Origin of the sequence: Mobilicoccus caccae (genome assembly GCF_030161635.1) — a bacterium.
GTDB lineage: Bacteria > Actinomycetota > Actinomycetes > Actinomycetales > Dermatophilaceae > Mobilicoccus > Mobilicoccus caccae.
Genome location: NZ_BSUO01000001.1, coordinates 1,152,007 through 1,170,802, shown reverse-complemented (window position 1 = coordinate 1,170,802; position 18,796 = coordinate 1,152,007). Strand labels below are relative to the sequence as shown.

Below are 18,796 nucleotides of genomic sequence, written 5' to 3'. Positions count from 1 at the left end.
GGAACGAGCCCCGGGTGAGGGAACGCCCCGTCGCTGCGCCGCGCGACGGGGCGTTCCGCGCAGTAGGTTGGCGGCCATAGGACGACCTCCAACGGCGAAGGACGTGTCATGGGCAGCACCGCCAATGAATCCGCATCAGACCCCCGCAGCAGCGACTCCGGACTCGGCGACCACGACGCCGACGGCCGCGAGGGCATCGACGACCGCGAGTTCGAGTCCCGCGCAGACGACGTCGAGGACCGCCTGCACACCCTCCACGACGACCGGGGCGACCCCGCCGTCCCGGTCGGCACCGACCACGACCGCGACGACGAGCATCGACGCGACGACCGCGACGACCGAGACGAGGACGATCGCCAGGACGACGACCGCGACGCCGACCTGGGCGAGGCGAGCGACCCCGACGTGCGACGTCCCGACGCCACCGATCGTGCCGAGGACTCCGACGACGATGACCCCGACGACGGGGATCGCGACGACGACGATCGCGACGACGACTCCGACGACGAGGAGGAGCGTCGTGAGGAGGAGGCGAAGCGTGAGCAGTTCGCCAAGGACCACGATCCGGCCGATCACGACGTGACGGCGGGTGCGGAGTTCCGTCGGCGTGGTGACCTCATCGTCGAGGAGGGCCGGGCCAAGGTCATGGACCATGACGGCAACTACCAGGACGTCGGCGATCAGAAGGACGCCGCGGAGGGTCGCGCGACGCCGGGCCAGAGCGAGAAGCACGACTGACGCACCCCGAGCTCGGACCGCCTCCACCCGGAGGCGGTCCGAGCCGCGTTCGTCCCCGCGTGATCGTTTCGCGCGAGATGGTCACCGCGGCTGATCGTTCGAGCATCTATCGTCGCGCTCATGCCTCCGACCTCCCCGGCGCGCGCACGCCTCGGTGTCTCCCTGATGTTCTTCACCAACGGGGTGCTCTTCGCTGCTCTCCTCCCCCGGTATCCCGAGGTCAAGGACGCCTATGACCTCACCGGGGCGCAGTTCGGGCTGCTCGTCGTCGCGATGCCGCTCGGTGCGATCGGTGCCGCCGCGACCGCCGCGCCGCTGATCCGCCGGTTCGGCGCGCGGTGGGTCAACGGGGTCGGTTCGGTCGTGCTCGGGGTCGTGCTCGCGGCGGCGGTGCACAGCCCGACCCCGCTGTTCTTCGCCGCCGGGCTGTTCCTGGCCGGTGTCACCGACGCGATCGTCGACTCCGCCCAGAACGTGCAGGGCATCCTCGTGGAGGAGTGGAAGGGTCGCTCGATCATCAACTCCATGCACGCCATCTGGAGTCTCGGCGCGACCAGCGGCGGACTGATCGGCACGTGGTGCGCCGTCTCGGGCATCCCGCTCACGACGCAGATGATCGTCAACGGTGCCGTGTGGGTCGTCGTGGCCGTCGCCGCGGCCGTGCTGGCCGCGACACCGCACGATGCGCGGACCGGCGCGGCCCACCAGTCAGAGGCATCGGCGACCTCGGAGGCGTCTGCGACCTCGCGCGCGCCGGAGGCGGGTCAGGTCGAGGACGTGGCGGCGGCCGGGCCTCGTCCGTGGCGCCTGCTCCTGCCGCTGGCCGTGCTCGCCACCTGCGGAACTCTCATGGAGGAGGTCGCCAACAGTTGGTCGGCGCTGTTCCTCGGGCGTGAGACGGACGCCCCGCCGGAGCTCGCCGGTCTCGGATTCACGATCGTGCTGGCCGCGCAGTTCGTCGGCCGCATCGTCGGCGATCCGATGACCGACCGCTGGGGCCGAGAGGCCGTCGCGCGGCTCGGCGGTCTCCTCGTCGCGGCGGGCATGGCGCTGGCCATGGTCAGCCCGGCGTGGACGCTGGTGCTGATCGGGTTCGGCCTCATGGGTTTCGGGTCCGCCACGCTGGTGCCCGCCGCGTTCGCGGCCTCGGCCCGGGTGCCGGGCCTCCCCCACGGGACGGGGATCGCGATGCTCGGGTGGGTCATGCGTCTGGGGTTCCTGCTCACCTCCCCGGTGATCGGCGTGATCTCCGACGGCGTCGGGCTGCGCTATGCGCTGCTCGTGCCCCTGGCCGCGGGTCTGCTGGCGGCCTACCTCTCGCACCGTCTCGCACGGTCCCGCGTCGACGCCTGACCCTCACTCGCAGATGAGTTCCGCCGGGCTTTCGGCCCGGCACAACGGGATTCGGACGGGCGTCGAAGTCGGCCCCGCGCGGTGGTCAGGACCACCCCGTCGATGCCGACGTGGAGGGCGACCCGAGTCCTGCCACATCATCGAAGCGAGGGTGCGTGAGCACACGCCCTGCCCCGGCCACCGCGACCTCCCCCTGGCTCCCGGGCTGCCGCTGACCGTCGACCCCGCGTGGCTGCTCGCCCGTCGCGCGACCCATGCGGCCACGGCCTCCCAGGTGACCGCGATCCGCCGGCTCGGCACGACGCGCTGGCTCGATCGACAGCTCGCCCCGTCGGCGATCGACGACCGCGCGTGCGAGGCCTTCGTCGCGCGCACCTTTCCCGTCACCCGCGCGGACATGCCGGGGATCCGGCGACTCACGTCCGACCGCACGTGGGAGGCCCAGGCGTCCCTGGCCCGCGCGACCCTGTGGCGGCAGATGACGACGAAACGGCCCCTGCTCGAACGGGTCGTCGAGGTGTGGCACGACCACCTGCACATCGCCCTGAACAGCGACAAGGTGCACGGGTGGGTCTGCGTGTACGACCGCGAGGCGGTGCGCCCGCACGCGCTCGGCCGCTTCGCCGACCTGCTGTACGCGACCACCACGCACCCCGCGATGCTCCACTACCTCGACAACGTCTGGTCCGACCCCGACCACCCCGTCGAGAACCTCGCCCGCGAACTCCTCGAACTGCACACCGTCGGCGTGGGCCGCCACACCGAGGCCGACGTGGAGCACCTGTCGCGCCTGCTCACCGGGTTCAGCGTCGACGACACCTCGGGCGCGTTCCGCTACCGGCCCACCCAGCACGCGGTGGGGCCCGTCTCGATCGTCGGGTTCCGGCACCCGAACGCGTCCCCCGGCGCGGGCCCGGAGGCGCTGCGGGCGCTGGTCGAGCACCTGGCGATGCACCCCGCGACGGTGCGCCGCGTGTGCCTGCGGCTCGCGCGCCGGTTCGTCTCCGACTCCCCGCCCGCGTCTCTGGTCTCCCGGCTCGAGGTCGCCTACCGCGCGAACCGCACGCGCATCGCTCCGGTGCTGCGGGTGCTGTTCACCAGCAAGGAGTTCGCGGCCTCGACCGGTCGCAAGTGGGCGCGTCCGCAGGAGTTCCTCGCCTCCGCGTACGCCTCCTCGGCCCCGAGCTACCGGGCTCCCAAGGAGCTCACCCCGTGGTCCCCGCTCGGCACCTACGCCTGGCTGGCCGAGCGACTCGGGCACCTGCCCCTGGCCTACCCCGACCCCGAGGGCTACCCCGACACGGTGAGCGCGTGGATGCACTCCGGGTCGATGCTCGGCACGTGGAACGCGGCCGAGGCGATCGCCGGCGGCTGGGACGAGACCCTCGTGCGGCGGGGGTGGGCCCGAACCCTGGGTGTGTCCACGAAACTCACCTACGCCCAGGCGACCACCCGGATGTTCACCCTGCTGACCGGGTACGCGCCGGCGGCCAAGGACCGTGACGCGGTCGCCGCGTTCCTCGCCGATTCCTCCCTGCGCAGCGGGGTGCCGAAGGCCTCGGCGCGGGTCACCGGTGACGCGATCCGCTGGAATCTCGACGAGGCCGTCCGCCTCGTCCTCGCGTCCCCCTACATGTCCCTGCGTTGAGCGACGGAGCTGCCGTGATCACCGACCATCTGTGGCGACTCGACGACGACATCGTCCCGGTCCACACGCACGACGACCGCGAGATCCTCGTGCGGCGCACCACGACCGGCTCGACCGACGTGCTGGGCGGGGCGCGTGAGGCGTCCGAGATCGCCTGCGACCACGCCTGCGGGGACACCGCGCTCGGCCTGGCCGCCGAGGCCCTCGGCGAGGGCGGCCAGGCCGGCGGCCGGGTGGGTCGCCGCGCGGTGCTGGGCGGGTTGGCCGCCCTCGGCGCGCTGGGTGCGGTGTCGTCCCGACCGAGGTACGCGTTCGCCGCCCCGAGTGCCGCGACGACCCGCCGGGACACCCTCATCGTCGTGTTCCTGCGCGGCGCGAGCGACGGACTGCAGATGGTGGCGCCCGTCGACGATGCCGACTATCGGCGCGCACGACCGAGACTCGCCCTCTCCGGCGACGTCACCCTGCCCGCGGGAGGCGGCTTCGGCTTCCACCCCGCGATGGCTCCGCTCATGCCGCTGTGGCAGTCCAAGCAGGTGGCCGTCGTCCACGCGGTCGGCAACCCGGACGCCACGCGCAGTCACTTCGACGCCCAGCTCGACATGGAGCGTGCAGCTCCAGTCGGGGTGCGCAGTGGATGGCTGGGCCGACACCTCGCGGCCACCTCGCGACGGACCGACCTCGTGCGTGCGGTCACCATCGGGGACCGCGCGTCCGTGGCCGCCGGCGGCTCGTTCCCCACCGCGTCGATGGACGACGTGCAGTCCTTCGACATCTCCGGCTGGTCGGGGTATCGCCGGAGCATCGACGCGACCCTGCGGGGCATGTACGGCCGGGCCGGTGGGAGCCTCGCCCGCGACGCGAGCCGCACCTTCTCGGCCGTGGGCGCCCTGGCCCGCGCTCGCGCCACCGCGCCACGACCCACGGGCTACCCGGACGACCCCTTCGGCAAGGGCATGGCCGAGATCGCCCGCATGATGCGCGCGGGTGCTCCGGTCGAGGCGGCGTGCATCGACCACCGCGACTGGGACCTGCACCGCGACCACGGCGCCCCCGACGAGGAGTGGGGACCGATGCGCCGCAACGTCGACTCCCTCGCCCGCGGCATCGCCGCGTTCCGGGCCGACATCGGCGACCTGTGGGGCCGCACGACGATCGTGACGATGAGCGAGTTCGGCCGTCGCGTCGAGGAGAACTCGACCGGCGGGACCGATCACGGGCACGGCAACGTGATGCTCGTGGCGGGCGGCAACGTCGCCGGTGGGCGGGTCCACGGGCGCTGGCCGGGCCTGGCCGCCTCGGCCCTGCACGACGGCGACCTCGCGGTGACCACCGACTACCGCGACGTCGTCGGCGAGATCCTCACCAAGCGCCTCGCCACCCCGAAGCTCGCCTCGGTGTTCCCCGGACACACGCACCGCCCCATCGGCATCGTGCGCTGAGCGCAACCACCGAACGCATCCCCGCGCAGACGTCACTCCCCGCCGGAACCGCCCCCTGCAACCAACGACCTCGGCTCCATGGGTCACCGCGCCGGAACCGCCCCCTATAACCGGCGGCCTCGACGACATGGGTGGGTTCCGCCGAAACCGCCCCCTATAGGCGACGGTTTCGGCGACGTGGGTGTCGCTCGGGTCCCGATCACGGGTCAGGCCGGAGCGGGTCGGGCCGGAGTGGGTCAGGCCGGGACGAGGACCCCGGCAGCGACGAGCCGGGCCACCAGCGCTGTTCCGTCGCCCTGGGACTCGCCACCGAACTGAGCATCGAGCTCTGCCGCCGTGTGCACTCCGCCGTCGAGGAGGGCATCCAGCACGTCGAGGTCGGGTGATGCCTCCAGGAGGACGTCGACGCCTCGGCCCTGCAGGCGCACACCGTCGGAGGCGTCGGTCCGTCGCAGCCGAAGGTGTCGTCGGAGGCGCACCGGGGTGTCGGGGGTGAGGTCGCGGGCGGCCGCCGCCTGGGCCAGGGGCCGCACGGGTTCGGGCCGGCCGGTGTCGTCGGCGCGGGCGTCCATGAGGGCGGCGAGGTCGTCGTCGTCGAGGTGCTCGATCGCCTCGATGAGCGCGGTCCGCACGGCGGCGGTGTCGGCGGCGATCGTGTCGGCGTCACCGACCTGCACGCCGAGGTCGAGCGGACGGCGCAGATCGTCCGCCTGTGCGAGGGCTCGGCGCATCATCTCCGTGGCGAGGTGGTGGCGGGTCCACACGTGGATGCCCAGGGTGAGGTGCGCGCTGACGCCGCCGAGCGCCCGCGCGGAGTGGAGGTATCCGCGCGGCAGGTAGAGGCAGTCGCCGGGTCGGAGGACGACGTCGAGGACGGCATCGCCCTCGGCGGCGGTCGCCACCTGCTCACGGCGCCCGCCGGAGTCCCACGGCTCGTCGCGCATCGGCCAGGTGAGGACCGGTTCGTGGATGATCCACCGCTTCTCACCGGCCAGTTGCAGCACGAACACGTCGTGCACGTCGTAGTGCGCCGAGAACCCTTGCGACTGCGGCGGAGTCACGTAGGCGTTGGCCTGGACCGGGTGACCCAGCTCACCCGCGAGGGCCGCGGTGAACTCGGCGATCGGTGCCCAGGTGCGGTGCAGTGCCTGCAGGACGAGCGTGGATCCGTCGGCGAAGAGGTGCGCCAGGCGCGCGTCGCTGACTTGGTCGGCGATGGCCGCGCCCACCCCGCCACCGGCGGTGAAGGACCGGTCGGGCAGCGTCGACCCGTTCTTGGCGACCCGGAGGAACGGGGTGCGCAGGCCGCGGGTGCTCAGGAGTTCGTCGATGCCGGCCAGGTCGAGGAGATCGTCGTAGCCGGGGCCGTCGTACAGCCACGGCGCGCGCCCCCATGCCGCCTCGAAACCGGGGAGGTCTGCACCGACGACACGGGCGAGTGCCGAGGTGACGGCACTCGCCCGTGGCGTGCGGTGGTGTTGCTGGGTCACGGTGGGTCAGGCGGGAACGCCGGCGCCGGAGTCGGCACCGCCGTCGCCGGTGGGGTTGGCCCCACCGTCGGCGCCACCATCGGCACCGCCGTCAGCGCCACCGTCGGCGTCGGCGCCCTTGTCGGCACCCGCACCCTGGTCGGCGCCACCATCGGCACCGCCGTCGGCACCGGAGTCCGCGCCACCATCGGCGCCGCCGTCCGCGCCACCATCGGCACCGCCGTCGGCGCCGACGTCACCCTGGGCCTGGGGCGAGCCGGCGGTGAGGCCGGTGGCCGGGGCCTGTGCGCCGGAGTCCGCGCCGCCGTCGGCGCCGCCGTCACCCACGGGGTTGGTCGTCGTGTCGCTCATCGCTGCTCCTGGGGGATCGAGTGGCCGAGGGCCACGATGTCAGGCGGTCACCGCCGTGGTGGCGGGCCGTCGTGGTCTGTCTATCGCACTCGCGGGGTTGTCGCACCCGCTGGGATCAGAGGTTCGGAAACCACAGGCCGATCTCGCGGTCGGCCGACTCCGGTGAGTCCGAACCGTGGACGATGTTCTTCTGCACCTTCTCGCCCCAGTCGCGGCCGAGGTCGCCGCGGATGGTGCCGGGGGCGGCGGTCGTCGGGTCGGTGGCGCCCGCGAGCGCGCGGAAGCCCTCGATGCAGCGTTCGCCCTCGATGACGACGGCGGTGACGGGACCGGAGCTCATGAACTCCACGAGCGGCTCGTAGAACGGCTTGCCCTCGTGCTCGGCGTAGTGCTGGGCGAGGAGCTCGCGGCCGGGGGTGAGCACCTGCAGGGCGGCGAGGGTGTATCCCTTGGCCTCGACGCGGCGGAGCACCTCTCCGGTGAGGCCGCGGGCGTATCCGTCGGGCTTGACGAGGACGAGTGAGCGTTCGGTCATGGCCTCACCCTATCCAGCCGTCGCACCCGCCGTTCCTGCCGGTCGTGGCCCCGCGGCGGGTGCTTCACGCGCTCAGGCGGTCTCGGCGCGAGCCGCCTCGCGGCGGGCAGTGAGGAGGTCCATCTTGAACCCCTGGACCAGGGCGGTGACCCACAGGGCCATGAAGATGCCGGCGACCAGGACGATAACGGGCGCGATGACGGCGCTGGCGAACATCGCGATCTGCACGACCCACCCGAGCGTGACACCGAACGGCCGCCGCAGGAGTGCCGCGGCCACGATCGAGGCGAGCGCCAGGCCGAACCCGGAGGCGAGGAAGACACCGGCCCGGGGGTCGTCCTGCGCCGAGGCGAGGCCCCACACGGCCAGGGCGCCGAAGACGATGACGGGCACCTGACTCCCGAGGACGATCGCTCCCAGCCGCCGCTGCATCGGACCGAGCATGCCGTGGAAGGGGAGAGACGTGGCCATGTCCGCCAGCCTACTGGGAGCGCCGCCCCTGCCGGATTCCCCGTGCGGGAGACCAGCTCCGGCCCGTGCTTGCCGAACCCCCTCCCACGGGAAGGCGCCCCGAGGCGCTCGATCCCGCCGGTCGTGTCGATGACCCCGCGAAACCGACGCGGCGGTCGCGAAGTCGAGGTCAGAAGGGCGGCGGACCGGGATCTCCGCCCGTTCACGGTGTCGGATCTCCGGCTGCGGCTGCCCTCCTGACTCTGGAAGCGATGGAGGTGCCGGGCGACCCCGCATCCGCCGGTGAGTCAGCAGGATTCGCTGCATCAGCGGACGAGGCAGCATTCGCCGGCAGCGCAGCGTCAGCGGGCGGCACAGCATCAACGAGCGGCACACCATCAACGAGCGGAGCAGCGTCAGTGGACATTGCCGCCTCAGTAGGTGGCGCTGCGTCGACGTCGGCCCCTGCCTCTGCCTCTGCCTCTGCCCGGGTCTGGGGTCCGAGGCGCCGGCGTCCCCGAACGCGCAACGGGAGAGGTTCGGAGGTCACCGAGTCCGCAGGCTCGCCGGGTCCAGGGTCGACGGCGCCGCCGATGCCCCTGCCGGCGCCGCCACCACTGCCGCCCATGCCACTGCCGTCCCTGCCACTGCCGCCACCGCCACCGCCGTCGTGGCCGCGTCCGTCGTGGCCGCGTCCGCCGTCGTGGTCATCGCCGTCCCAGTCGTCGTCGGGGTGGGGGTCGTCGTCGAGGTCTGCGTGCTCCATCTGGCGGCTGGCGAGGAAGGACCGCAACGCGCGCCAGTTCTCATCGCGGGTGGGGGTCGGGTCGCGGTGATCGAAGGGGTCGTGACGTAGCTGCGCCCGGTGCCGGTGGTCCAGGTGATCGACCCGTGCACCTCCGGCTCACGCCGACTGGACCACCGCTTGGTCGTCTTGTGGTTGTGCCCCCGGCGATTCTTGGCCGACGCGTTCGACTCACTACTGGCCCCGCCCTCGGCGTAGTCGACGTCATGATCGGTATCGCAGAGCGCCGCCGGTCGCATGCTGCCCGGAACCCGAGAGTGCCGATCCCGCGCGAAGACCCGCTCGCGCAACTCGCCGGTGATCGCATACCCCTCCCGCGACACATCGGCCATGTACCCTGTCGCCGGATCGGTCACGATCCGCCGCCACGTCGATCCCGCCCGATACGCGATATCCCGCACCATCAACGCCGGCACATGGCACTCCCGACCACCCACGGTGATCGCACCGGGCTCGTGACTGACCCCGACCAGACTGGCCGCCGAGATCGTCACGTCCACCCGCGCCGGCGGGAGCGCACCGGCGAACGTCGCATACCCGGCAGCAGCCTCTGCCGGCAGCCCCTCGCCCAGGTCGCCGTACTGCAACAGATCCAGCGCCACATCACTGCGCAGATGCGCCAACGTCCGCGCATCACCCTCGCGACGCAACCGCCGCACGATGGACTCCACCCGATGCGTGGCCGCCGCGACCCGCGCCGCATCCCCAGTCACCGTCAGACTGCCGTCCGCGTCCGCAGAGATCACCGACCACAGATCGCGCCGATCGACCGCCTCGCGATGCCGCGCCGCGGCCGTCGTGGCCGCAGCCACCGCCCGACCCAACCGCCAGGAGAACACGCTCTGCGGCACCGCGAGCCCACCCTCGTCACCGGGACCGTCCTCGGTCGGGGCCTGCCACGGCGCCAGGACAGCCTCCACCACCCCACGCATCCGATGCGCATCGACCGCCGCCGTCTTGTCGAGCACCTGCAGCACCCGACTCCACGACAACCGTCCCGCCGCCAGCGCCTGCCGCGTCGCGGCGTGTCGTTCGTCCTTGCGCGCGAGATCGACCCGGGTCTCCACGGCCCGCCGCCCCAACCCGGTCGCCAGGACGACCTCGTCGACCACCGCCTCCCGGGCCCCGGTCACCGCCAACCTCCGCGCGCCGGAGGAGGCATCCGGACCCGACGCCACCACCGCAGCCCCCTCCCGGCGGCGGGCCAACTCGTCGACCACCGACACACTCCGCGCGGCCAACCACGCACTGATCCGCTCGATCGTCTCGACCTCACCCAGCAACTCGTCATCACTCAAGTCGGCGAACACCGACGCCGGTACCGGCCCGCCCACGCCCCACTCCTCAGGCGCACTCAGCACCGCGGGAGAAGACGTTGACCACATGACAATGCACCCTTTCATAGCTGTTCGACACACGAGCAATCATACGCCAGTTCGACACTGTCCACCGAGACTCAACCCCCTCTGTGGACGACCCCACCACGCCGCGGACGAACCGATTCCGAGCCGCAGTGAGACCGTGCGACACACCCTGCCCTCGACCACCGACAACCCTTCGAGGCGCGCTATCTCAACGACCTATTGACAACATTCTGTTGACAACACCCCGTTGCCGTGCTCGAGTGAGTGCATGCACTCCCCTGAATCAGCCGAGCAGGACCGCGTCGTGGCGGCCCGCGACCGGCTCCTGACAGCCGGGGCCGCCGACCTGCCGCACCGCCCCTGGCAGCATCCGAACGAGCCGCCGGACGACGTGACGCTGCTGCGTTTCGCCTTGTCGCGAGCCTCGGGGCAGGTGGGGCACGCGTCCCGCGAGGAGTTGGCCGCAGCACTGGTGTTGCTCGAGGGTGCGCGCGCCGATCTCGACGCCCTGGAGACGGCCCTGTTGTTCACTGCCCGAGCGGAGGGCATGACGTGGCCCGAGATCGCCGACCTGCTCGGGCTCCGCTCACCGCAGGCCGCGCAGCAACGCCTCCAGCGGGTCTCCACACGCCTGCCGGGCTCCACCGACACCTCGACCCCGAGGGACGCCGGCCGGTGAGCGGCTCCTCGCCCGAGGTGGTCGTGTTGCAGGCGGTCCGTCTGGCCGGACTGGCCGACCGCGACGCCCTGCTGGATCGGGCCCTGATCCGCGAGGACACCCTCGCGGCGATCCTGGTGCGCGCCGAGCAGGACGGGTGGATCGAGCCGCTCTCCTTCGCCGACCTGCGCGGATTCACCGTCACCGAGACCGGCCAGGCCCGATTGGCCACCCTGCTGGCCACCGACGTCGCCGACGCGGCATCCACCGAGGCATTGACCTCCGCGCTGGCCGCGTTCGAACCCGTCAACGCGCGGTTCCTCCGGGTCGTCTCCACGTGGCAGCTGCGCTCCAGCTCCGGCGACGAGCACGGATACACCGGTGCCGACACCGGCGCGGTCGAGGAACTGCTCGCCCGACTCACCGACCTGGGAGCCGACCTGCGCACAGCCCTGTCCGGGGCGATCACGGCGCTGCCCCGGTTCGGGCGCTATCCGGCGCAGTACGACGCCGCCGTCGCGAAGGCCCGCGTCGACGGCCTGCGGTGGGTCACCGGGGTCGGGATCCTGTCGTGCCACGTCGTCTGGGCCGAACTGCACCAGGACCTGCTGTTCAGCCTCAGCCGCGAGCGCACCGACCCGGCAGGCACGAACGCCGGCGCCTCGCCATCAGCACCCGCACCCTGTACCTCGTGCGTCACGGCGCCGCCGACGCCCTCGGAACCCTCACCGACGAGGGCCGCGAGCAGAGCCGACGCCTGGGTCTGCGCCTGGCCGAGGTCCCCTTCGACGCGATCTGGCACTCACCCCTGCCGCGGGCCGTGGAGTCCGCCGAGATCATCGCCCGGAGGCACCCCGGCGTCCTGCTGGACGAGGCTCCCGAACTGGTCGATCACATCCCCCACGTCCCACCCGCGACCGCGAGGTCCGGGGCGTGGGTCGGGTTCTTCGACGGCTACTCCACCCGGGAGGCGGAGGCCGGAGCGCGCACGGCGGCGTCCTCGGTCCGCCGCTTCGCCCACTCTCCGGGGCCGGGGCGCCGGTCGACCCGCGAGTTGCTCGTCACCCACGCCTACCCCGTGGCCTGGCTCGTCCGTCACGTGCTGGGCGCGCCGCCGGCCGCCTGGATGTCCCTGGCAGGCATCGCCAACACCGGCCTGACGATCGTCGACCTCCCCGAGGGCGAGCTCGCCTCGATCCGGTGTGTCAACGACGTGAGCCACCTCGACGCACCCGACCCCACCCCGCTGCCGGGTTGATCGTGAACGTCATCCCCCTCGACGACGCCACCCCGGCGACCTCCGGCGGCAAGGCGGCCACCCTGGCCACCCTCCGGCAGGCCGGCATCACCGTCCCCGACGGCTTCGTCATCACCACGGACGCCTACCGGGATCATGCGGCCGCCCCCTCGACCGCCGACGTGCGGCAGAGGGCCCCCGCCCTCCGCCCACCGAGCGCCGAACTCCTCGACGAGATCGACGCAGCCCTGACAGACCTGTTCGGCGCCCCCGACGCCGGGCACGTGGCGGTGCGCTCCTCGGCCATCGGTGAGGACACCCCGTCGGCCTCGGCCGCCGGACAACACGAGACGGTCCTCGCCGTCCGCGGCACCCGCGCCGTCGCCGACGCCGTCACCCGGTGCTGGGCGTCGCTGTGGAACGAGCGGGCGATCGCCTACCGCCGGGCCCACCCCGCGCCCGCCGAGTCCCCCGCCATGGCCGTGCTGGTCCAGCGCCTCGTCGACGCCGAGGTCTCCGGCGTCGCGTTCACCACCGACCCACGGATCGTCGAGGCGACGCCCGGTCTCGGAGAGGCGCTCGTCGGCGGCCGCATCACCCCCGATTCCTGGAGGATCGAGCGGGGCCGCGTCATCGACCACCGACCGGGCGTCCTCACGACCCGCACCGACCGCCGGGGCGACCACCTCGTCGACCTCCCGGCTCCCCCGCGCCTCGGACCGTGCCTGTCGACCGCCGACGTCCTCGCCGTCGACGCGGCGGCACGACGAGCCCAGGACGTCCTCGGTCACCCCGTGGATCTCGAATGGGCCCTCGCCGGAGGACGGGTGCGCGTCCTGCAGGCCCGACCCATCACCGCCTCACCGGTCCCGACGTCGACGCGCCCCGTCATCGACGAACCCGACGAACCCGACGGACCCGACGAGCCCGGCGACCGGTCTACGACGATCCTGTGGGGAGCGGGCGCAGCCGCCGGACGGGCCCACGGCCCCGCGCGGATCGTCCACGGTCCCACCGACTTCGCCTGCGTCCGAGCCGGGGACATCCTCATCTGCCGGACCACCGACCCCGCCTGGACACCCCTCTTCCGCATCGCAGCGGGAGTGGTCACCGAGACCGGAGGAGTGCTGTCCCACGCGGCCATCGTCGCCCGGGAGCTCGGCATCCCCGCCGTCCTCGCCGTCCCGGGCGTGACCACCACGATCGAGGACGGGGACACGATCTCCCTGGACGGGGCGACCGGCCGGATCGACCGTCAGGCACGCCCCTGAACCTCACCCTGCGGTCGCCGTTCAGCCGAACGGACGGCGCCTCACACGTCGGTGACGCCCAGGAGCATCCGGACCTCACCAGCGGTGATGACCGACCCGGTGGCGACGACTCCCCCGATGACCCCGCCGCTGTCGCCGGAGTCGGCGAGTTCGGCTGCGGCGTCGAGGGCGTCGGGCAGGTCGCGGATCACGTGGACGCGGTGTTCACCGAAGATGTCGGCGGCCAGCTCGCCCAGGCGGGCCGGAGCCATGCCCCGCGCCGACGTCGAGCGGGTGACGACGATCTCGTCGAACACCGACTCCAGCTCCTCGAGGATCCCCTCGGCGTCCTTGTCGGCCATGACCGCCATGACCCCGATGATCCGGCCGAACGTGAAGGAGTCCATGAGGGCCGCGGCCAGGCTGCGGGCTCCCGCGGGGTTGTGGGCGGAGTCCACGATGACGGTCGGCGACCGGCGCACGATCTCGAGCCGCCCCGGTGAGGAGACCCGGCCGAACGCCTCACGCACCAGCTCGGGGTCGAGCCCCTCGTTCCCCCCGCCGAGCAGCGCCTCGACGGCGGCGACGGCCAGCAGCGCGTTGTGGGCCTGGTGCTCGCCGTGCAGCGGGATCATGACGTCGGAGTACTCCCGCGCCAGACCGCGCAGCGTCACGAGCTGTCCGCCGACGGCGAGTTCGCGGGAGACGACCTCGATGTCGCGCCCTTCGTACGCGGCGCTGACGCCCAGCTCCTCCACGCGGGCCGTGATCACCTCGGCCGCATCCGGCTCCTGACCGGCGACGACGGCGATGCAGTCGGGCGTGAGGATGCCCGCCTTGTTCTCGGCGATCCCGGCGATGTCGTTGCCGAGGTAGGCCTCGTGGTCGACGGCGATCGGCGTGATGACGCACACCGACCCGTCGGCGGCGTTGGTGGCGTCCCAGGTCCCGCCCAAGCCGACCTCGACGATCATCACGTCGACGGGGGCGTCGGCGAACGCCGCGAAGGCCATGACGACGAGTACCTCGAAGAACGACAGCCTCGGCCCGCCCTCGGCCTGGGAGCGCGCGTCGATCATCTCGACGTAGGGGATGACGTCGTCGTAGGTCTCGACGAACCGCCGCGCCTCGATCGGCCTGCCCGACAGCACGATCCGTTCGGTGATGTCGTGAAGGTGCGGGGAGGTGAACCGGCCGGTCGACAGGCCGGTCTCCATGGCGAGGGTCTCGATCATCCGCGCGGTGGAGGTCTTGCCGTTGGTGCCGGCGATGTGGATGATCGGCGCGTTCCGCTCGGGCGAGCCGAGCAGGTGCAGGACGTCCGCGACCCGGTCGAGCGTGGGGTCGATGTCGTGCTCGGGGGCGCGGGCGAGGATGGCCTCCTCCACCTCCCGCAGGCGGCGGCGGGCCTCCAGCGCCTCGCTCGCCTCGCGTCGGGGGTCGGGTCGTTCGATCATGCTGAACCCACGCTCTCCTCGCCGGTCCCCGACGCCCGGCCCTCGGCCGGCCCGGGGTCGGCGAAATCGTGCCGCATCCAGATGAGATCCGGTAGTCCGCTCTGCGCCTCGCGGTGATCCTCGACGTAGCCGTGCGAGCGCGCGAAGTCGTACGCGGCGGCGTTGCCGTCGGTGAAGGAGAGGTACACGCTGTCGTGCCCCTCGGACGCGCGCTCGTACACCGCCTCGAGCAGCCGGCCACCGACGCCCTGCCCCTGTGCCTCGTCCAGCACGTAGATCTTCCACACGATGAGGCGGCCCTCGTGCGTCCCGTAGGAGGCCATGCCCACGATCCGGCCCCCGCGGTCGGCGACGAAGGTGCGCCGGCCGCGGATCGCCGGGATGTTGGCGTCCTTGGTCCACCACTTTGCGAGGAACAGCTCGAGCAGTTCGGGCGGGAGGATCGAGGTGTAGGTGGTCTGCCACGTCGTCCGGCCGACGTTGACGACGCCCTCGAGGTCGTCCCCGATGGCGGGGCGGACGACGATGGGGGTCGCGCCGGACGCGGACTGCGCCCCGGGCCGTGTCCCACTCACAGCTTCTCCAGGATGATCCGTACCGGTGTGCCGTCGCCGACTGTGGCCTCGACCCCGCGCCCGGGCAGGGCGTCGAGGTCGGCGGCCGAACCGAACTGGGTGGCGAGGGTCTCGGTGACGATGAGCGCCTGGTGCGCCACCGTCGCCTCCCACACCTCGGTGCCGCCGAGCACCGTGAGGGAGATGCGGTCGGAGACCTCGAGGCCGGCGTCGCGACGGGCCTGCTGGACGGCGCGGACGATGTCGCGGGCCAACCCCTCGGCGGCGAGCTCGGGGGTGACCTCGGTGTCGAGGACGACGAACCCGCCTCCGGGCAGCACCGCGGTGGCGTGCGTCTCGGCGCGACCGGAGTCGGCCACGACGGTCTCCAGGGAGTACTCGCCCTCGGCCAGCTCGATGCCGGCGCAGGTGACGACCTCGCCGTCCACGCTCCAGTCGCCGGTCTTGCTGCCCTTGATGACGGTCTGGACCTGCTTGCCCAGTCGGGGGCCGGCGGCGCGGGCGTTGACGGTGAGGCGCTGCTCGACGCCGAACTCCGCCGAGTCGGCACCGGAGAGTTCGACGACGTCGACGCGCTTGACGTTGACCTCGTCGGCGATGATCCCGGTGAACGGGGTGAGCGTGTCCGCACCCTCGGTGACGACGATGAGCTCGGCCAGCGGAAGCCTGGTCCGCAGCCCGCCGGCCTTGCGAAGGCTGGAGGTCACCGAGCAGATGTCGCGGGCCCGGTCCATCGCCACGACGAGTTCGTGGTCGGCGGGCAGGTCGTCGGCGACGGGCCAGTCGGTGAGGTGCACCGAGCGGCCGCCGGTGAGTCCGCGCCAGACCTCCTCGGTGGTCAGCGGCAGCAACGGGGCCGCCACCCGGCAGAGCACCTCCAGCGTCGTGTACAGCGTGTCGAAGGCGTGGGTCGCCTCCTCGGTGTCGGCGCCGGCGGTGTCCCAGAACCGGTCCCGGCTGCGGCGCACGTACCAGTTGGTGAGCACGTCGAGGAAGCCTCGGATCTGGTCGCAGGCGCCGGCGATGTCGTCGACATCGAGCGCGGCGGTGACGCCCTCGACGAGCTCGCGCAGCTTGGCCAGCAGGTAGCGGTCGAGAACGTGCGTCGAGGCCGTGGACCACTTGGCGTCGTACCCGGCGCCCTCGTTCGCCGCGTTGGCGTAGAGGGTGAAGAAGTACCACGTCGACCACAGCGGCAGCAGCGCCTGCCGGACGCCTTCGCGGATGCCCTGCTCGGTGACCACGAGGTTGCCGCCGCGCAGGATCGGGCTGCTCATGAGGAACCAGCGCATCGCGTCGGCGCCGTCGCGGTCGAAGACCTCGCGCACGTCGGGGTAGTTGCGCAGCGACTTGCTCATCTTCTGGCCGTCGTTGCCCAGCACGATGCCGTGGCTGATGCACGTACGGAACGCGGGCCGGTCGAACAGCGCCGAGGCCATGACGTGCATCGTGTAGAACCAGCCGCGGGTCTGCCCGATGTACTCGACGATGAAGTCGCCCGGGAAGTGGTGCTCGAACCACTCGGCGTTCTCGAAGGGGTAGTGCACCTGCGCGAAGCTCATCGAGCCCGACTCGAACCAGCAGTCGAGGACGTCGGTGACGCGGCGCATGGTGCTCTTGCCCGTCGGGTCGTCGGGGTTGGGCCGGGTCAGCTCGTCGACGAACGGGCGGTGCAGGTCGGTGACCTCGACGCCGAAGTCGCGCTCGAGCTCGGCGAAGGAGCCGTAGACGTCGACGCGCGGGTAGGCGGGGTCGTCGGACTTCCACACCGGGATCGGGCTGCCCCAGAACCGGTTTCGGCTGATCGACCAGTCGCGGGTGTTCTCCAGCCACCTGCCGAACTGGCCGTCCTTGACGTGCTCGGGCACCCAGGTGATCTCCTGGTTGAGCTCGAGCATGCGGTCGCGGATCTTCGTGGTGGAGACGAACCAGCTGCTCACGCCCTTGTAGATGAGCGGCTGACGACACCGCCAGCAGTGCGGGTAGGAGTGCGTGTAGGACTCCCGCCGCACGAGCACGGTGCCGCCGGTGGTCGTCCCGACCTCGCCCTCGGCGCCGTCCGCGTCGAGGCGCGTGCGGGCCTTGAGGTGGTCGAGGATCGGGCCGTTGGCGTCGAAGACGAGCATGTCGACGTAGTCGTCCACCGGCGCGGTGAAGCGTCCGTCGATGCCGACGGGCATGACCGCCTCGATGTCTTCCCGGTCGGTGACGATCTTGTCGTCCTCACCGAAGGCGCCGGCGGTGTGCACCAGGCCCGTACCGTCGGTGGTGGTGACGAACTCGGCCGGCACGAGCCGGAACGCGTTCTCGTGACCGAGGTAGTACCCGAACGGCGGCGTGTACTCGTACCCGACGAGGTCGGCGCCCGTGTACCGAGCCACGATCCGCGCCGAGACGTCGCCCTTGGACTCCCCGTCAGCTCCTTGGCGTAGGCCTGCGCCCGCTCGGCGCCGAAGAGGTAGCGCTCGGTCGTGCCGGTGGGCACGTCGGACTCGACGACGACGTAGTCCAGCTCGGGCCCGACCATGATCGCGAGGTTGCTCGGCAGGGTCCACGGCGTCGTCGTCCAGATCGTGGCGAGGACGCCGGTCAGGCCGAGCGGGTCGGACCCGTCGGCCTTGGTGCCCAGGCGCAGACCCACGGTGCAGGCGGGGTCGTTGCGGTCCTGGTAGACGTCGTCGTCCATGCGCAGTTCGTGGTTGGACAGGGGCGTCTCGTCGTTCCAGCAGTACGGCAGGACGCGGAACCCCTCGTACGCGAGGCCCTTCTCGTGCAGCTGCTTGAACGCCCAGATGACGCTCTCCATGTACTCCGGCTCGAGCGTCTTGTAGTCGTTGTCGAAGTCGACCCACCGCGCCTGGCGGGTGACGTAGTCGCGCCACTCGTCGGTGTAGCGCAGCACGGACTCGCGGCAGGCGGCGTTGAACTTCTCGATGCCGAGCTCGCGGATCTCGTCGGTGGTCTTGATGCCGAGCTGGCTCATGGCCTCGAGCTCGGCGGGCAGCCCGTGGGTGTCCCACCCGAACCGGCGCTCGACGCGGCGTCCGCGCATCGTCTGGTAGCGGGGGACGACGTCCTTGACGTAGCCGGTCAGCAGGTGACCGTAGTGCGGCAGGCCGTTGGCGAAGGGCGGGCCGTCGTAGAAGACGAACTCGTTGCTTCCGTTCTCGCCGGCGTCGCGGTTCTCGACGCTCGCGCGGAAGGTGTCGTCGGCGGCCCAGTAGTCCAGGATCCGCGTCTCGATGTCGGGAAAGCGGGGGAGGCGGGGACGGCGCTGGTGACGCCGAACGCGGCGCCTGGTGCGGCGTCGGTGGTGCCGGTGGCGGTCTGGGGGTAGCTCATCGCCGGGACGTGCCTCTCGATCGTTTCGGATCCGGTCGCTGACCGGTCGGAACACGAGGACGAGCATCGGACGCATCCTGCGCGCCGGTTCCCGCGGTACC

Annotated in this window: 14 protein-coding genes and 1 pseudogene; 7 read left to right on the top strand and 8 right to left on the bottom strand. The window is 72.0% G+C overall.

The window, feature by feature from the left end; all coding sequences use genetic code 11:
• The first annotated feature begins 108 nt into the window (after positions 1-108).
• The 4 genes from QQK49_RS05725 (at position 109) to QQK49_RS05710 (ending at position 5,181) form a co-directional block, all read left to right on the top strand.
• Positions 109-738, top strand: coding sequence for a hypothetical protein (locus tag QQK49_RS05725; RefSeq protein WP_284303103.1), 630 nt, complete (start codon positions 109-111; stop codon positions 736-738).
• Positions 739-858: 120 nt separating this feature from the next.
• Positions 859-2,091, top strand: a complete 1,233-nt coding sequence (locus QQK49_RS05720) for an MFS transporter (RefSeq protein ID WP_284303102.1) — start codon at positions 859-861, stop codon at positions 2,089-2,091.
• A gap of 151 nt (positions 2,092-2,242) precedes the next feature.
• Positions 2,243-3,739 (top strand): DUF1800 domain-containing protein, encoded by a 1,497-nt coding sequence (locus QQK49_RS05715; RefSeq protein ID WP_284303101.1) that lies wholly within the window; start codon positions 2,243-2,245, stop codon positions 3,737-3,739.
• 14 nt (positions 3,740-3,753) lie between these two features.
• Complete coding sequence (locus tag QQK49_RS05710) at positions 3,754-5,181, top strand: DUF1501 domain-containing protein (protein ID WP_284303100.1); 1,428 nt, start codon at positions 3,754-3,756, stop codon at positions 5,179-5,181.
• A gap of 236 nt (positions 5,182-5,417) precedes the next feature.
• On the opposite strand, the gene QQK49_RS05705 is transcribed toward QQK49_RS05710, so the two are convergent.
• From QQK49_RS05705 to QQK49_RS05685, 5 genes are all read right to left on the bottom strand, one after another.
• A complete protein-coding gene (locus tag QQK49_RS05705) occupies positions 5,418-6,671 on the bottom strand; it encodes a cupin domain-containing protein (RefSeq protein WP_284303099.1) in 1,254 nt (417 codons plus the stop codon).
• 6 nt (positions 6,672-6,677) lie between these two features.
• Positions 6,678-7,022: a BatC protein gene (locus QQK49_RS05700; protein ID WP_284303098.1), complete on the bottom strand. Its 345-nt coding sequence runs from the start codon at positions 7,020-7,022 to the stop codon at positions 6,678-6,680.
• A gap of 115 nt (positions 7,023-7,137) precedes the next feature.
• Positions 7,138-7,557, bottom strand: coding sequence for a nucleoside-diphosphate kinase (ndk, locus tag QQK49_RS05695; RefSeq protein WP_284303097.1), 420 nt, complete (start codon positions 7,555-7,557; stop codon positions 7,138-7,140).
• A 72-nt stretch (positions 7,558-7,629) separates the two neighbouring features.
• Positions 7,630-8,028 carry a DUF4233 domain-containing protein gene (locus tag QQK49_RS05690; protein WP_284303096.1) on the bottom strand — a complete coding sequence of 133 codons (399 nt, stop codon included), beginning with the start codon at positions 8,026-8,028 and terminating at the stop codon, positions 7,630-7,632.
• Between the two features lie 525 nt (positions 8,029-8,553).
• Positions 8,554-10,146 carry a hypothetical protein gene (locus QQK49_RS05685; RefSeq protein WP_284303095.1) on the bottom strand — a complete coding sequence of 531 codons (1,593 nt, stop codon included), beginning with the start codon at positions 10,144-10,146 and terminating at the stop codon, positions 8,554-8,556.
• A 298-nt stretch (positions 10,147-10,444) separates the two neighbouring features.
• Here QQK49_RS05685 and QQK49_RS05680 point away from each other — a divergent pair, with 298 nt between their 5' ends.
• The 3 genes from QQK49_RS05680 (at position 10,445) to QQK49_RS05670 (ending at position 13,342) form a co-directional block, all read left to right on the top strand.
• The gene (locus tag QQK49_RS05680) at positions 10,445-10,855 is read left to right on the top strand and encodes a hypothetical protein (protein ID WP_284303094.1); all 411 of its coding nucleotides are present in this window, start codon (positions 10,445-10,447) and stop codon (positions 10,853-10,855) included.
• A 670-nt stretch (positions 10,856-11,525) separates the two neighbouring features.
• Positions 11,526-12,092 (top strand): histidine phosphatase family protein, encoded by a 567-nt coding sequence (locus QQK49_RS05675; protein ID WP_284303093.1) that lies wholly within the window; start codon positions 11,526-11,528, stop codon positions 12,090-12,092.
• Between the two features lie 2 nt (positions 12,093-12,094).
• On the top strand, positions 12,095-13,342 hold the full coding sequence (locus QQK49_RS05670; RefSeq protein WP_284303092.1) for a PEP/pyruvate-binding domain-containing protein: 1,248 nt from the start codon (positions 12,095-12,097) through the stop codon (positions 13,340-13,342).
• 41 nt (positions 13,343-13,383) lie between these two features.
• Here QQK49_RS05670 and QQK49_RS05665 read toward each other — a convergent pair whose 3' ends face one another.
• From QQK49_RS05665 to ileS, 3 genes and pseudogenes are all read right to left on the bottom strand, one after another.
• Complete coding sequence (locus QQK49_RS05665) at positions 13,384-14,778, bottom strand: bifunctional folylpolyglutamate synthase/dihydrofolate synthase (protein ID WP_284303091.1); 1,395 nt, start codon at positions 14,776-14,778, stop codon at positions 13,384-13,386.
• On the bottom strand, positions 14,775-15,353 hold the full coding sequence (locus tag QQK49_RS05660) for a GNAT family N-acetyltransferase (protein WP_284303090.1): 579 nt from the start codon (positions 15,351-15,353) through the stop codon (positions 14,775-14,777). Before QQK49_RS05660 ends, QQK49_RS05665 begins: the two co-directional genes overlap by 4 nt.
• Positions 15,350-18,695 (bottom strand): annotated as a pseudogene (gene ileS / locus QQK49_RS05655) (isoleucine--tRNA ligase). Before ileS ends, QQK49_RS05660 begins: the two are co-directional and overlap by 4 nt.
• Positions 18,696-18,796: the final 101 nt, after the last annotated feature.